Source organism: Bradyrhizobium oligotrophicum S58, from assembly GCF_000344805.1.
GTDB classification, from domain to species: domain Bacteria; phylum Pseudomonadota; class Alphaproteobacteria; order Rhizobiales; family Xanthobacteraceae; genus Bradyrhizobium; species Bradyrhizobium oligotrophicum.
This window is the reverse complement of sequence record NC_020453.1, coordinates 1,000,621-1,015,335: the sequence shown is the minus strand read 5'-3', so window position 1 is coordinate 1,015,335 and position 14,715 is coordinate 1,000,621. Positions and strand designations below refer to the sequence as shown.

Sequence of the window (14,715 nt, the reverse complement as noted above, 5' to 3'; positions counted from 1 at the left end):
GCGTGGTCGTAAGATCGCTCAACGGCTTGCTTGAGGCGGGAGGCGAAAGGGATCCTCGCCGCCCTCCCCGGCGGCGGGCACGCCCCAGGACACCTGGGCAATCGAAGGCTCGGCACGGCGAAGTTGAGCCGGAAATGGCGGGCTCACCTGACTGGCTCGCGCACCGCCATCGGGCCGCGTCTCTCGCGGCCTTTCCGACAAGTGACGCTGCAGCTGCTGGATCGCGCCAATCCGCATCGCCTGGTCGAAATCACGATCGCCGTCTCCTGCCGCGCCCGCGCTCTCCTGATCCGCCAGCGACGTCACCGCCAAATGGTAGCGTGCATGAAGGGCGACCGTCTCATTGAGGACCTCGATATCGCGCTGGATGGCCTGCAGCTGCTGCTCCAGATTCTGCAGGCGATCATGCGCAGGGATTGGTCCGTCCAGCGGCTGGGCTAGAAACCGTTCGAGCGCCTTTTCCACGACGATCGCGCGGTTCACACATCTTTCCTCGGCTGCGCCGGCGAGGCGGGCGAGAATTTCGCTGGAGAGCTGGAAAGTGACTTTGTTCTTCATCGTTCGGACCTCATCTGGTCCGTCGATTAGGTCAGCTTCCCTGGCCTGGCACGCGCAAGGTTCGATCGTTCGCAGCGCAGCGCGCGAAAAGAAACTCTGGCGTAGATTCCAAGCTCCCCCCCGGGCGCTGGACGGTCTCGATCGACGCTTCCTCTGCTTCAGGAGCCGGGCTCGCTCGACGGCGGTCTGACGAAATCCTCAGGGATTTCGCGCAGGAAGCTCTGTCCTTTCTGCAGCCGGCGACCCAGCGCCTCGACAAAGCCTTCGAACCGCTCGCGTCCCTTGATCTGCGCTGCGGCCTGCGCTTCGGACGGCAGCGGGGGCGTCACGGTCAGCCAGAAACGAACGAACAGCGCGTGCGTCTCGGCGAGGATGCCGACATCGCGCTCGAGCCGCTGCATCTGCCGCGACAGCCGGTCGAGCCGGCGTGTGAGCGCCGCCTCGCGCCGATCAGCCGCATCGGGCGACAGGAACGACTGAACCGCCGCCTCGACGATCGCCGAGCGCGAAAGCTTCCTGCGATCGGCGAGCTCTACGATCTGCCGCAGCAGTTCCGGCGGGAAGTAGACGTTCATTCGGTCCCGCATCGTTTCGTCCTCACAAGCCCATGTCATCACGCGGGTCGAGCGCGGCCTGACGCGCAATTCGCGTCGTGCTCACATCGCGCGAGCGGCCCTGCTGCGTCATCCCATCATCGTCATCGAACACGACAGAAAACTCGTCCGCCGGATCTGGGCTTTTTGCTTCGATCGCGATCGCTTCGTGCTGCGACAGCTCCGGCTCGCGCCGCAAGCCGCCATTGGCGTCCTCGTCCCTTGTCTCGGTGGGCACTGTCCGCTTTGATCCGTCGAGCACGGGCGTGAGGGGCGCAAGCGATGACCAGTCATCCGCACCCGCAGACACTCTGGTCCTGGCGACGTCCGGCGGCGGCAGGATACGCAAGACCAGTCTGTGGTCCTCGAAATAGCGCACCTTCCTGGCGCGGATCGGTGGAGCGCCGGCGACCATCACGATCTCATCGGCCGCCGGCAACTGCATCACCTCGCCCGGCGTCAGGAGCGGACGCGGCGTCTCCTGGCGCGACACCATCAGGTGACCCAACCATGGCGCCAGGCGATGCCCGGCATAATTCTTCACGGCCCGCATTTCGGTTGCGGTGCCGAGCGCGTCCGAGACGCGCTTGGCGGTTCGCTCGTCATTGGTCGCGAAGCTGACGCGGACATGGCAGTTGTCCAGAATGGCATTGTTCTGCCCATAGGCCTTCTCGATCTGATTGAGCGATTGCGCAATCAGGAAGCTCTTGATGCCGTACCCAGCCATGAAGGCGAGAGCGGATTCGAAGAAGTCGAGCCGGCCCAATGCCGGAAACTCGTCCAGCATCATCAGGACGCGATGACGGCTCTGCTTTGCCTTGAGATCCTCGGTCAAACGCCGGCCGATCTGGTTCAGAACCAGACGAATGAGCGGCTTGGTGCGTGAGATGTCGGATGGCGGCACGACGAGATACAGCGTCGCGGGCTCCTCCCCTGCAACCAGATCAGAAATGTGCCAATCACATCTCCCCGTGACAGCAGCCACCACCGGATCCCGGTAAAGACCGAGGAATGACATCGCCGTTGAAAGGACGCCCGAGCGCTCATTCTCCGATTTGTTCAGAAGCTCGCGCGCTGTCGATGCCACCACCGGGTGCGGCCCGGCTGCGCCCAGATGATGCGTCGCCATCATCGCCATCAACGTCGCCTCGATCGTGCGCCGGGGGTCGGAGAGGAACGCGGCAACACCGGCCAAGGTCTTGTCGGGCTCGGCATAGAGAACGTGCAGGATGGCACCGACCAGAAGCGAATGGCTGGTCTTTTCCCAATGATTGCGCTTGTCGAGAGATCCCTCGGGATCCACCAGCACGTCGGCAACATTCTGCACGTCACGCACCTCGGAGGGCCCTCGCCTGACCTCGAGAAGTGGATTGTAGGCTGAGGCATTCGGATTGGTCGGGTCGAACAGGAATACCTGGCCGTGCCGCGCGCGAAATCCTGCCGTCAGCTGCCAATTCTCGCCCTTGATATCGTGAACGATCGCCGATCCCGGCCACGTCAGAAGAGACGGCACCACGAGACCAACGCCCTTGCCAGACCGCGTCGGTGCAAAACAGAGCACATGCTCCGGTCCATCATGGCGCAGGTAGCGCGCTCCCAACCGTCCCAGGACCACGCCGTCTTCACCGAGCAGTCCCGCCTTGCGCACCTCGCCCGGTTCGGCCCAACGCGCCGACCCGTAGGTGGCTGCGGCTTTCGCCTCCCGTGACCGCCAGAGCGACATGCCGATCGCAACCGCAATCGACGCAAGACTGCCACTGACCGCGATAGCCGCACCTTCGGTAAAGATGGAGGGCGCATAGGCATCGTAGATGAACCACCACCAGAAGAAGGTCGGAGGGAAATAGACAGGCCAGCTGGCCAGGATGAACCACGGCGCCCCCAATCGCGGTTGGAAGGCAAGCCGCCAGGCCGTCCACTCGGTCGCCGTCCAGATCGCAAGCAGGTTGATCAGCAAGACGGTGAGCAACTGTGCCCATTGGATTCGGGTCGCAGGCATGTGGTGTCTCCCGACTGCTAAAGACTGAGATTGCGCTTGCGGCCAAGCTGCCATTCGATGCCGCCGGTCTTGGCAAGGCCTGTGACCTTCTGACCGAGCCGGTGATCGATGTCGCGGGACCACGGCACGAGGTAGAAGCCGAGACCATTGTCGATCAGGGCGAAGCGGCCGGAGGCGAGGACAAGTCGCTGGCGATAGATTCCCGAGATCTGTTCGCCAGCAGCCACCGGCAGCTGCGGCAAGCTGTTGGTCACCGACAGCCGCGCGCCTACGGATTCGAGCTCCTGCCGGCGCAGCGTCTTCAGAAGATCCCGTTGCGGGACGATCTGCTGGCCGTGTCTCTGCGCCAGTCCCCGTTCGACGAGCTGCTCTGCCCGGCTGCGCAGCGCGCCCCTCACCTCCGCGCCAAATCCACTGGAGGCGACAGAGACGGGCTCGCGCTCGACCAGCCGATGATCGAGCCAGGTCGCACCCTCGGCCTTGATCTGATCAGCCAGGGCAAGATCCGAGCGCGTCGCCAGGACCAGGGTCGGCCGCGCCTCGTCCGGCGCGCCAAAGCGCCTGATCTCGACGATGCCGCCAAGCTGAGGCGCCTGCGCAAACGCCTCGATCCCGCGGAAGCGGACGTGATGGGCGCGGCCGTCGATGCCGTCGACCACCGCATAGGCTTCGCCGGTCAGCTCGTCATGCAGTCCACGATCGACCAACCGGCCCACGATGGGGGATGAGGTATCGACGCCATTGATGACGTAGTCCGCGGCGCTCCGCTCCTCGCCGCCGCGGGCGAATGCCTGATGCATCGTCCTGATGATGTCATCGCGCGTGCCGAGCTCGCGGAGCTGCCGCTCTGCACCGAGCTCAACCATCCACTCGTTGGGCCCGGCTGCCGCGGCCAGCCCCATACGCTCCAGATATTGCAGGCGCCCTCGCATCAGGCGGAGAACCTCGGGATCTGGACGACCTGCCACGTGCTGACGGAGATCGATGGCACCCAGCTCATCGGACGCCATGCGGATTTCGCGATCGAGCCGCGTCCAGCGATCTGCCGTGATCTCTCGTTCGAGGGCGTTGCGGATATCATGCTCCGGCTTCGGACCGAGCTCGAGCGCGACCAGCTCCTCGGCCCGGGAGCGCAGGCCCCTGCCGATATAGTCGCGGGCAATCACCAGATCTGCGTCCGTCTCATCGACGCCGCGGACGAGCACATGAACGTGCGGATGATCCGTGTTCCAATGATCAACCGCGATCCACTCAAGACGCGTCGACAGATCGGCCTCCATCTGCCGCATCAGATCTCGGGTGAAGGCTCTGAGGTCCACCATGTCGGCCGCGTCCTCCGGCGAGACGATGAACCGGAAATGATGCCGGTCGTTGCTGCTCCGCTCCTCGAAGGCAGCCTCGTCGGAGTGATCACCTTGCGCGTCGAACATCCTTGCCGGATCGCCATCACGGGTGACCCCCTCCCGTTTGAGATAGGTCAGATGCATCGACAGCGGCGCTGACCGAAACGCGCGGCCCTTGTGCCTTGCGATGCGGGCCTTCACCATGACACGGCGAACCGGGACAAAGAGGCGCTCGCGACTGAAGCTGAGACGGCCGCGGCCGAAGGTCGAATGGGCGCGAACCGTCCGGCGTCCATCGATCGCCGTCAGCGGGCTGACGTGGCCTGCGGCGTTCGCGGCGCGCAGGACTCGATTGATGAAGCTCTTGGCCTTCCGCTCACGTCCATGACGGATGCGGCCCGGGCGGATGCGGAATTCGCGCTCGCCGCTGCTCATGTGCGGCGCCTCGCAGCACAGGCTGACGCTGAAGTGCCGGAAACAGCATTGATCCTGCTGACGAAGACAATGCGCGCGGCTCGCGCTCCGACCGGCCGGCACGGTTGAACGCGAGCCATGTCAATGGCTTGCTGATCAACCGGCGAGCCGCTTTTATCTTGCCCTAAAACGTCGCCCCGTAACCGTCCGGTCTCTGCACACCTTCCCCCTCGTGTGTTGTCGTTCCATTTCGGGTTCTCTGCTGCCGTGGAGTATCTCCTGTGGGATCCAGACAGTTCGAGAACAGAGCGCGCCGCGAATGGTGGCCGCTGCACATCGAAGCGTGGCGTCGGAGCGGTCTCCGAATCCGCAAATTCTGCCAGCAACAACGTCTGACCGAGAACACTCTGCGGCGTTGGCTGAGGCGGCCGGCCCACAATGAGACTGCGCTTAAGCTTAAGAAATATCAGGCGGAATTGCGCCGCGAGCGCGCCCGGGAAGAGCGGGAAAAGGCGCTTCGAAAGCAGAAGCAGCGTAGGTTCACGGTCACTTCGGATGTGCGCAATCGGCCCTCGCAGGCGTTCTGGGCGATGCATGTCGAGGCGCTGAGCTGGAGCGGAATGGAGCTCCGTGCCTACGCTGCGGCGATGCAGCTGTCGCCGCATTCGCTGCGCAAATGGCGCGACCGACTGGCCGCCGGCGAGGTCACGATCGACTGGCGCGCCCATCTTCATCCCTCAGCCCGTCCGCCCGTTAGCACTAGTGCTAGAAACTCACAGCCCGAACGCCGCTTGACAGCCGCCGAAATCGGCGATCCGGCCGCGGCCAAAACGCCGGCTCGCCGCTTCTTCAGTGACAAAGAGAGGCTCGCGATTTCCAGGCAAACCGAGCTACCAGGCGCCAAGGTCTCTGCCGTCGCGCGCAAGCACGGGATCGTCACCGGGCTGCTGTTCCGCTGGCGCGCGCAGTTCGGCATCGCGCAAGGGAAGCGCTCCAAGCCCGCCCGCATCGTGCTGCCCGACGACATGCCCGTTGCGCGCGCCCTGCGCGATCTCGGACGTCCCCCGGAGGCCATGCTGGCCGTCGAGCTCCATGATGCACGGCCTGTCTTCGCTCCCGCCGACAGCGATCCGGATGCGGTGCGAGCGCAGAGCGAGAGCGGAGATGCAGCGCAATGATGTTCGTTCCTGCAGGCGTGAAGGCGCACCTGGCGCTCGGCTACACCGACATGCGCAAGAACATGGACGGCCTTGCAATGCTGGTCCAGGAGGCGCTGAAGATGGACCCGTGCTCCGGCCACCTCTTTGCGTTCCGCCGCAAGAAGGCATCGATCCTGAAGGTCCTGTTCTGGGACGGAAACACCAAACGCATCGACCAGGGTGGCTTCGTGTGGCCAGTGATGGCGGGCTATGACGGTTCGATCGCACTCGCACCAGCTCAACTCGCGATACCGATTGCTGAACTGAGTTGCGATTCTTCTATAGATCAGCGTGTTTGACCACCACCCGACATGCAGCCCGATCCCGTCAACCGCCCCGACGAGTTGCTGCCGTGGACCTGGAAGCTGGCTGATCATGTCAAGACCTGAGGCCATGTGCAGCGGCCGGATGCCTACGTCGGCAAATTTTGATTGGATGTCGCCCCCTGCCCCAGCTCTCAGGCTGATGGCCCGCGCCGGCCCGTCGGACACCACCGCGAAGCTTCGCCGGCCGTGACGCGGTCGACGGACAGGTAACATCGAAGTTGAAGCACCACACCGTGCCGAACCGATAAGAGGCATTCCGCTGCTGAAGCATCCGCAGGTCAAAGCCTCTCGTCCCAGCTTTGATGGCGATCGTCTCCGGCCACGGCCTTTGTGCATCGAGGAGGGCAGGACATTCGCAGCCCGAGCGCGGATCGCAGGCATCATGACGGATCCCTCGTCCACACGGGAATGGCACGCCCGATGACCTCCGATGTCGCGGTCAGACCGAAATATCTTCCATCCAGCGAGCTGTCCGACTGCCGGTTCATCAGAAAGAGCTCGTCATCGCCGATGGTGCGACAGCCCTGCCAATCCGGGAGCGGACGGCCGTGTCTGTCGCTCTCTTGCGCGACGCCGGCTTCGACCCCATCGATCAGGATGACGTGCTCGCGACGACAAACGGATTGGCCGGGAAGAGCAAGAATGCGCTTCAGCATCGGCACGCCGTTGGGCAGGTAGCCGGCGTCCGCGAGCCATCCAGCCAGCACGCCTTGGGGAAGGACAACGACGATCTCGCTGGTCACCCATCGCTGGACCGGCTGAACCAGATACAAGCCGATTGGAACGCTGTCGGAGGCATTCCAGATCAGCACCGGGTGTCGCGCCGGTAGTCCAGCCTCCATCAACAGCGACGCGACGGCGAGCATCGCGACGACAATGCACGGGCCCCTCCTCATGGCATGACACTCCGGCGATGCAGCCAGGCCCGATGCCGAAGAATCGTGTAGGGGCGCGGCCGTTGGCCAGCGGCCATGCGGTTCTGAACGTGCCACCAATGATCCGGTGCGACATCCGCCGGATCGATGCCGAGCGCCTCGATCGCGTCGATCTGCTGCAGCACCCGCTCGACCTTCGGCCAACCAACCACCTGCAGCAGGATCGCTGCGCCTGGAGCGACGAAGGGCACGGTCGCACAGGCCTCGCCGGGGCCAACGGCTTGCAGAACGCTGATCCGGGACAGCACCGTGCCGTAATCGTTCGACGACCAGCGCACGAATGCGAAGACGCTGCCCGGCGCGAACGCAACCTCGCGGCGATAGTGGTCGAGACGGAGCTCCTGCACGGTTCGACCGAAACGTATGCGGTTTTCGATCTTTCCCTGCAGCCATAGCAATTGGACGTGCGTCAGCTCGCTCATTCGCAAACTCTGAGGTTGATGACATCTGGACGGCGCTGCGGGCCGGCAATGAGAACGGCCCTGGCTTCTCGAGCGGCCTCCGCCCTTGGCAACAGAAGACACCAGCGTGCATCGGCGCCCGAAAGCGCGGGCCCGTTAGACAAAATCCGAAGGATTTTGCGGTTAGGTAAGTTAGACGGCGGGAAGCACGCGCCGGACCAAAGGCTTAAGCCCGATTTTGGTCCCCGATGGCACGATGATCCGGTCCTCGATGGCACGAGTCCTCCGGTCCCCGATAGCACGAGACGATTCACAGCTTGTCCCCCGCCGCGCCCGAGGAACGATGCCTGGCGAAACGCCGTGCGACCGGGTCCGTGACCGCAGCGGCGAAGTTCAGCCGTTCGGTGCCGTTTGGATCGCGGGTCAGGACGAGCTGGTAGCCCGGCAGGCGCTGACGGCGGACGATCTCGCGAAGATCGTAGGCGAAATGCTTCAGCGGCGAGAGGCTGCCGGACTTGGCATGCAGATAGCCGAGATCGAAGCTCCAGCCGCCATCCTGACGGCCGCCATGCTTGCGCACGAGACGATAAAGCCAGCGCTCCAGCCCGCCCGTCAGCGCGAAATAGGCCCGATCAATGGTCAGCACGAGCGCGTCATCGATGACGCCCGAATAGAACCAGTCCGGCAGGATCAGCTGCAATCCGGACGGCCTGCCATTAGCATCCGCCGTCTCCTTCCACTCGTTGATCCAGGAGAACCGGTGCCGCCGCCGCTCGGCCGGCTGACGAATCGAGGTGAGCACGGTCGTCGACTGCAGCCGGTCAAGTCCTGCCTTCAGACGGTCGTAGTCACGCACGCCGGTGCCGCGGCCGACAAACGTCAGGATCTCATACGGCGTGGCGGCCATCAGGCGCGACGTCTTCAGTCCGGCGTCGCGAGCCTCGACGATCTGTGACGCCGCCCAGATCAGAACATCCGCATCCCAGATCGTCGCCATGCCATGTTCGGGGACGGCCTCGACCCGAATGGCGACAGGCCCCGCGCGGAAGTCGATCGGCACGACGCGCTTGCTCTTGGCCAGCGAGAAGAACGGATAGGCCATCAGATCCTGCGCATCGCGCGGCGCGAGATCGCCAGGCAGCGCGTGAAACAGATCGAGCTGATCGCGCTCGGATTTGCGCAAACCTCGCACGTTCAAGCCCGCCCAGCCCGCGACGCACGACGCTCCTGCCCTGCATAGGGAATGAGACCTGGATGTCGCTTCGCCGGCAGAACGGTGCCCTGGCCGGGATCAGCCGTCGACGTCTTGGTGCCGCGATCGGCCCAGGCTTTCAGATCGTCGAGCGCATACACGACGCGGCCGCCGATCTTGCGATATAAGGGGCCGGTGCCGTAGGTGCGGTGCTTTTCCAGGGTGCGGCCGGACAGACCAAGATAGCGCGCAGCTTCGGGTGTACGAAGAAAGCGCGGCGGGGGACCGGCTATCTGATCGGGCATCGAGCATCCTCCGGGACAGGTTCGCGCCCTCACGGGTCGTCCGGCGCGTCGACGGACATGATCGACGCGCAGGGCAGCGAGGGGGGATGCCGGAGATCGAGGGGCGCGGTTTCGGCACCCCCCTCGCCTCAAGGAAGCGACTCGTCTTTGCCGCGGCGGGCACAGCCTTGGTGACAGCCCCTATCGGCCACGAGCCGTCTTTTCACCAGTGACCGGTGCGGCTGAGCATAGGAGGCCGATCAGTGGCATGCTGAATGCCGCGCTCAAGGGCAGTTCCGAAAATCCTCGGATAGCGATCGCCCGCCCGCTGTCATTGGGTGAGTTCGCAGACCCACCGGCAGGATCAAGCGCGAGCGGCAGCCAGATGATGCCTCAGGCGCGACCCAGGGACGCTCCGCGTGCGGCTTCCGCCCTGATTTCTTGTCCACGCCCTCAGTCGCCTGGAGAAGGATCTGAGTGCCGGCCAAGACCGTGGATCGCGGCTCATGCCGCAAGGCGGCTTCGAAGCTGGCTGAAGCTGCGCCGCATGCGTTCGATCGCTTCTACCGCAACTTGAGTTCGGTTGCCTGCGTATGATCTCGCGAGCCCGTTCAATCCATGCTCGCGACGGACCGCGGCTTGTTTTCCAATCCAAGCGGGCCTGCCGCAGCCTCAGGAGCTCAGAGCTACGTCTGATCCGATCCGCGTAGCAACTGATGATAACCCTTCTCAGACATCCACCTCGCCCGCGCCAGATGGCTATCGAAGGCGCGGCGGGCACGCTGGGGTTCGTTGATCGGATCGATGTGCAAGACGAGCCGGGCAACCTCCTCCCAATCCGCGCCCTCGGATGCTGCATCCAGAAGGCGGAGATAGGTCACAGCATGTTCTTCATCATAGGCTGTCAGAACGGAATCAGTCGGCGCGAGGTCGGCGACAGCGGGATCGAGCGGCGGAATGGGCATTGGTCAGAACCTGTTCGGAGCGAACACAACCTGTCGATCTGAAAAAGCAGCACGGACCCCGTCGAGCTCCAGGGCACGAGACCGCCTTCCAAACGTCTTCAGCTGTCGCTCCCGCGTGTGAGAAAGATGTCCGTGTTGAAATGCCAGCAAAGCCGGAGCTGTTTTGAGAAGACAATTCGACGCGTCTTTGCCGCCACCATGAAGCGCTTGCGTCTAATCCAAGGCGTTTTGCTGCAAGCGCTCGCTCACGCTTGGCTCGTAGCCTGCGTTCGTGTAGCCGACGCACGTCCACATTTCATCTTGAGAATAATACTCACGGCCGATGTTGCCAAAGCGCGGGCGACCGCTCGGAATTCCCGCGCGGGGGGAAGGGCTAGCGATCGGTATCTGAGAACCGTCCATCCAAATGGAGTTCCGGGAGCGGCAGAGTGGCCCCGACCTCTCGCCGCTAAACAGGAGCGCACAGCGCTGTGCAATCCAGCTCTCAATCGAGCTCAAGACCAAGCGCTCCCGTTCAGGTTCCCGAACCCGCCCGGCCCAGAGATTGAGGACGGCGATGTAGTTGCACCCAAGGCGTAGCGGCTTCACTTTCAGCCGCGGGACTGGAATCAATGCGGCATGCCTACACTCACCCGTCGCCGCGATCCGCACTCGCCAAACGAGACCTGGCGCATTTACTTCGGAGACGTCGAGGCAGGAACGATTGCAGAGCGCCCCGAAGGCCCCTCCGGTTCGCCCGTCTGGCAGTGGTTCTGCGGCTTCTATCCAGGCAGTCATCCGGGCGAGCAACAGCTCGGCCGCGCCAACACCTATGAGCAGGCGCGCGACGCGTTCCAGACAGCATGGAACGTCTTCCTATCGAATCGGTCACAGCAAGATTTCGACGAATGGCGCCAGCACCACAACACGCTCAACAAGCGCTTGCGGCTGCTTGGCATTGACACCAAGACTGATCATTGCGCCCACGGATTCCGGACCACCTTCTCGACCCTGTCTCACCACGAAGAGATCAAGGAGGCCAAGGCGTGGGATGGCGATGTCGTCGAGCTGCAGCTCGCGCATCTCGATAGTTCGACCGTGGAAGGGCTCTACAAAAAGCACGGACCGCTCGCGCTGATCGGCTCGCGCGCGAAGCTGATGCAGCATTGGGCTGATCGTATCGACCACTGGCTCGATCCCAAGAAGGTGATGCCGATCAAGCGCGGGACTTAGGGCTGAGTCACGTATCTTCGTGCGCGGTTGATGCTGCGGGCATCATGTACCTGCCAGTGTACCCGACGATCATCTCTCCTCCGCCGCAGTTTCCCCCCCCCCGCTCTGGCCTGAGCTACATGGAAAATCTCCGCTGGCTGATCGATGAAGGCGCCTGCCAGTGCGCGCCGAGAGAATGTTCTCGGCGCTGGTCATGATGCGTCCTGCGAATTCGAGCTCATTGGCCCAAAAGGACGCGAGCGAGCCACGACCCAAAGAGGGGAGTCAAAATGCACTTATACGAGGGCGACTTTGGCTCTTAAGGTTCCGAAGTCGAGTGCGCGACGCGCAACTCCCCTCCTAGCGGGCCGGACTTTAGGCGATGCCGAGGCGGAGACCGCCCCCTTGCGGTACTGACACCCCAGTGGCTAAACAGCCGCGGGGTGGGCGTCAATGGCCTCGCAAACAACCGGAACACCAGTTTATGTCCCATGGACTGATGATCGCAGCGATGGACGGTGCTTATGCCGGCTTGCCGGTCGCGGCAGCGTTCGTGCAAGCCGGCCATCCGGCGATCGGATTTGACATCGAGGTCGTCCAAATGGCAAAGCTAGAAGACGGCAGGGACAGCAGCTATGAGTTCCCGTCGGCCACTCTGAATCGGCCGGACTTGCACTTCACCAGCGATCCGAGCGAGACGGCCGCGGCGTCTTCGTCACCGTTCCGATCGACAGTGCCCACCAAGCCGATCTGGGCTCGATGCTCCCGGCCACGCGTACCCTCGGGAAGGTGCTTGAGAAGGAGTTCGGCCGTCCGCCCATCATGAAGATGTTGCCGATGCAGCCGGAGACGAGACGAACTATGCTGATGTCAGCGATCTCGAGCGCGACATCGGCTTCCGGCCGGCGACCTCGATCGCCGACGACAAAGGACATTTTGCAAAATGGTACCGCGACTACCATCGGATTTGACGGGTTGATTTCATGACCGGACGCATCATTCCCCTCATCATGTGCGGCGGCACCGGGACTCGGCTCTGGCCAGCCTCGCGCGAGGTCAGGCCGAAGCAGTTCCTGCCGCTGTTCGGCGCCCGTTCCACGTTCCAGGACACGCTGCTGCGCGTCTCCGATGCCGATCTCTTCGAGCGGCCGATCATCATCACCAATCTGGCCTATCGCTTCATGGTGCAGGAGCAACTGGCCGAGATCGGCATCGAGGCTGACGTCCTGCTGGAGCCCATGCGGCGTGATTCAGGCCCGGCCATCGCCGCCGGAGCCGCCTTCGCCCAGTCGCGCGATACCGACGCCGTCGTGCTGGCGCTCGCGGCCGACCACGTCGTGCGTGAGACCGCGGCCTTTCTCGCGGCGTGCCGGGCCGGGCTCGCCGCCGCGGAGGCCGGCCGCATCGTCACCTTCGGCGTCAATCCGGAGCGTGCGGCGACAGAGTACGGCTATATCAACCCTGGCGTGCAGGTCTCCGGGGAGGTCCGGGGCGTCGCCAAATTCGTCGAGAAGCCGGATCAGCCGACCGCCGAGCGCTACATTCGCGACGGCTATCTCTGGAACAGCGGCAACTTCATGTTCCGCGCGTCGGTCCTGCTCGATGAATACCGCAAGTTCGATGCGGGCAGCGTACAGACGGTGATCGACGCTGTCTCCAAGGCCGGCCGCGACCTCGGCTTCATCATCCTGGACTCCGATGCCTTCGCCGCGGCAAAGCCGATCTCGATCGACTATGCCGTGATGGAGAAGACCGAGCGGGCGGCCGTGGCCCCAGTGTCGTGCGGCTGGTCCGACGTCGGCTCCTGGCATGCGGTCTGGGAATTGTCCGACAAGGACGGGCAGGGCAATGCCGCGCGCGGCACCGCCGTGTTCGAGGACTCCCGCAACTGCAATGTAGTCACCGACAAGGCGCTGGTCGCGCTCGAAGGCGTCGAGGATCTCGTCGTGGTGGCGGCGCAGGATGCCGTGCTGGTCTCGCGTCAGCGCGATGCCAACGGCTTGAAGCGGCTGGTCGCCAAGCTCAAGATCGTCGCGCCCGAAGTGACCGAGGCGCACATCAAGGTGCATCGGCCCTGGGGCAGCTATCAGTCGGTCGACAACGGCGAGCGTCACCAGGTCAAGCGCATCATCGTCAAGCCCGGCCAGCGGCTGTCGCTGCAGAAGCACTATCACCGCTCCGAGCACTGGATCGTGGTGCGCGGCGCGGCGCGCGTCACGGTGAACGAGACGGTCCAGACCGTGCACGAGAACGAATCGATCTACATTCCGATGGGTGCGGTGCACCGGCTGGAGAACCCGGGCAAGATCCTCTTGGAACTGATCGAGGTCCAGACCGGGTCCTATCTCGGCGAGGACGACATCATCCGCATCGAAGACGATTACCGCCGCGAGTAGGGCGGGGTCTCGCCGCGAATCACGCGAGCCGAGGTAGGGGCGATGTTCGGCAAGCCGCTGGCCTGCCTCCCGACTCTGGCGGAGAACACGACCAAAACATCGGCCAGAAGCGAAGTCGTGACTTCCCGCATTGACACTTGAAATGAGGTAATAGCTTGAGTGTTTACTCAGGGTTATAGAGCACTCGAACGCGGAGATTTTGTTGGCAATATCAATCGCTTGTCTCATGCGCGGGGCGAGACGGCGCTTTTCGAAATCAAATGTGCACTGTGGGGATTCGGATTCGACCGCATCCAGCACTATCCCCGCGCGCAGCTCATCAGTACGCGATGACTAGACTTGGGGTAGCTACGGCTTGTCTGCTCTTGCCACCAGGCCTTTTTGATTTTTGCTGGCTTGGATCGATTTCAGGCGCAGAACAATACTCAACGCGCTGATTGCTATGATCGCCCTGATTGGGGCGCTACGGGCAGCTGCCCTGGGCGGATTGCCTGCCGTCGTCGAAACACTTCTCCAGGCAGTGATCGTCGCTACTGCCGTCTGGCTCCTACGCGGGCTCTATTTCGTCATCCGAAGGCAGCAGGGCCTGGGACCAGGCGATGTGAAGCTACTGACAGCGTCGACTTTTTGGATTGGTATGGACGGAATCCCGCTCCAGTTGTGCCCGCCTCACTATCGGGGCTTGCGGTAGTCGCCACCCTACATGCGGCTGGCTACTCCGTCACACGGGGAGCGCGCTCCCGTTTGGACCATTTCTAGCTTTTGGGCTGCTCGTCAGCCTTGCTGCGCAGGAAAGTGGATGGCTCGTTTGAGTTGTATACATCCGGGCAGCCCGCGGCAGAATTCTGCCATCCAGGGCGTTTGGACGATCAAGCTTAGATCGTCGTCAGTTTCGGGAATAGAGCTGAAGGTCGATCGT

14 protein-coding genes and 1 pseudogene are annotated in these 14,715 nt (G+C 63.4%); 6 read left to right on the top strand and 9 right to left on the bottom strand.

Features of this window, described 5'->3' with window-relative positions; all coding sequences use genetic code 11:
• Positions 1 to 18: 18 nt before the first annotated feature.
• The 4 genes from S58_RS36150 to S58_RS04480 all read right to left on the bottom strand — a co-directional run bounded on the left by S58_RS36150 (position 19) and on the right by S58_RS04480 (position 4,928).
• Positions 19 to 558, bottom strand: a complete 540-nt coding sequence (locus S58_RS36150; protein WP_015664052.1) for a hypothetical protein — start codon at positions 556 to 558, stop codon at positions 19 to 21.
• Between the two features lie 158 nt (positions 559 to 716).
• On the bottom strand, positions 717 to 1,145 hold the full coding sequence (locus S58_RS04490) for a ribbon-helix-helix domain-containing protein (RefSeq protein ID WP_015664051.1): 429 nt from the start codon (positions 1,143 to 1,145) through the stop codon (positions 717 to 719).
• A gap of 10 nt (positions 1,146 to 1,155) precedes the next feature.
• On the bottom strand, positions 1,156 to 3,150 hold the full coding sequence (locus tag S58_RS04485) for a conjugal transfer protein TraG (protein ID WP_015664050.1): 1,995 nt from the start codon (positions 3,148 to 3,150) through the stop codon (positions 1,156 to 1,158).
• Between the two features lie 17 nt (positions 3,151 to 3,167).
• Positions 3,168 to 4,928 (bottom strand): relaxase/mobilization nuclease domain-containing protein, encoded by a 1,761-nt coding sequence (locus tag S58_RS04480; RefSeq protein WP_015664049.1) that lies wholly within the window; start codon positions 4,926 to 4,928, stop codon positions 3,168 to 3,170.
• A gap of 260 nt (positions 4,929 to 5,188) precedes the next feature.
• On the opposite strand from S58_RS04480, the pseudogene tnpA reads away from it, so the two are divergent.
• The 3 genes and pseudogenes from tnpA to tnpB all read left to right on the top strand — a co-directional run.
• Positions 5,189 to 5,344, top strand: a pseudogene (gene tnpA, locus S58_RS39445) (IS66 family insertion sequence element accessory protein TnpA); the annotation flags it as partial.
• A 210-nt stretch (positions 5,345 to 5,554) separates the two neighbouring features.
• Positions 5,555 to 6,085: a transposase gene (locus S58_RS38910; RefSeq protein ID WP_244440704.1), complete on the top strand. Its 531-nt coding sequence runs from the start codon at positions 5,555 to 5,557 to the stop codon at positions 6,083 to 6,085.
• Positions 6,082 to 6,405: an IS66 family insertion sequence element accessory protein TnpB gene (tnpB, locus tag S58_RS04470; protein ID WP_015664047.1), complete on the top strand. Its 324-nt coding sequence runs from the start codon at positions 6,082 to 6,084 to the stop codon at positions 6,403 to 6,405. Before S58_RS38910 ends, tnpB begins: the two co-directional genes overlap by 4 nt.
• Positions 6,406 to 6,812: 407 nt before the next feature.
• Here the strand turns inward: tnpB and S58_RS04465 are convergent, their stop codons facing one another.
• The 5 genes from S58_RS04465 to S58_RS04445 all read right to left on the bottom strand — a co-directional run bounded on the left by S58_RS04465 (position 6,813) and on the right by S58_RS04445 (position 10,209).
• Positions 6,813 to 7,328, bottom strand: a complete 516-nt coding sequence (locus tag S58_RS04465) for a S26 family signal peptidase (RefSeq protein WP_015664046.1) — start codon at positions 7,326 to 7,328, stop codon at positions 6,813 to 6,815.
• Positions 7,325 to 7,789, bottom strand: coding sequence for a DUF2840 domain-containing protein (locus tag S58_RS04460; RefSeq protein WP_015664045.1), 465 nt, complete (start codon positions 7,787 to 7,789; stop codon positions 7,325 to 7,327). The genes S58_RS04465 and S58_RS04460 overlap by 4 nt, the downstream gene beginning before the upstream one ends.
• 289 nt (positions 7,790 to 8,078) lie before the next feature.
• On the bottom strand, positions 8,079 to 8,960 hold the full coding sequence (locus tag S58_RS04455; RefSeq protein ID WP_042338724.1) for a replication initiator protein A: 882 nt from the start codon (positions 8,958 to 8,960) through the stop codon (positions 8,079 to 8,081).
• A gap of 2 nt (positions 8,961 to 8,962) precedes the next feature.
• Positions 8,963 to 9,265 (bottom strand): helix-turn-helix transcriptional regulator, encoded by a 303-nt coding sequence (locus tag S58_RS04450; protein ID WP_015664043.1) that lies wholly within the window; start codon positions 9,263 to 9,265, stop codon positions 8,963 to 8,965.
• A 665-nt stretch (positions 9,266 to 9,930) separates the two neighbouring features.
• On the bottom strand, positions 9,931 to 10,209 hold the full coding sequence (locus tag S58_RS04445) for a DNA -binding domain-containing protein (protein ID WP_015664042.1): 279 nt from the start codon (positions 10,207 to 10,209) through the stop codon (positions 9,931 to 9,933).
• Between the two features lie 618 nt (positions 10,210 to 10,827).
• On the opposite strand from S58_RS04445, the gene S58_RS38905 reads away from it, so the two are divergent.
• The 3 genes from S58_RS38905 (at position 10,828) to S58_RS39440 (ending at position 14,487) form a co-directional block, all read left to right on the top strand.
• Positions 10,828 to 11,421, top strand: coding sequence for a site-specific integrase (locus S58_RS38905; RefSeq protein ID WP_015664041.1), 594 nt, complete (start codon positions 10,828 to 10,830; stop codon positions 11,419 to 11,421).
• Between the two features lie 962 nt (positions 11,422 to 12,383).
• Positions 12,384 to 13,796 (top strand): mannose-1-phosphate guanylyltransferase/mannose-6-phosphate isomerase, encoded by a 1,413-nt coding sequence (locus tag S58_RS04430; RefSeq protein ID WP_015664040.1) that lies wholly within the window; start codon positions 12,384 to 12,386, stop codon positions 13,794 to 13,796.
• A gap of 442 nt (positions 13,797 to 14,238) precedes the next feature.
• Positions 14,239 to 14,487: a prepilin peptidase gene (locus S58_RS39440; RefSeq protein WP_377813549.1), complete on the top strand. Its 249-nt coding sequence runs from the start codon at positions 14,239 to 14,241 to the stop codon at positions 14,485 to 14,487.
• Positions 14,488 to 14,715: the final 228 nt, after the last annotated feature.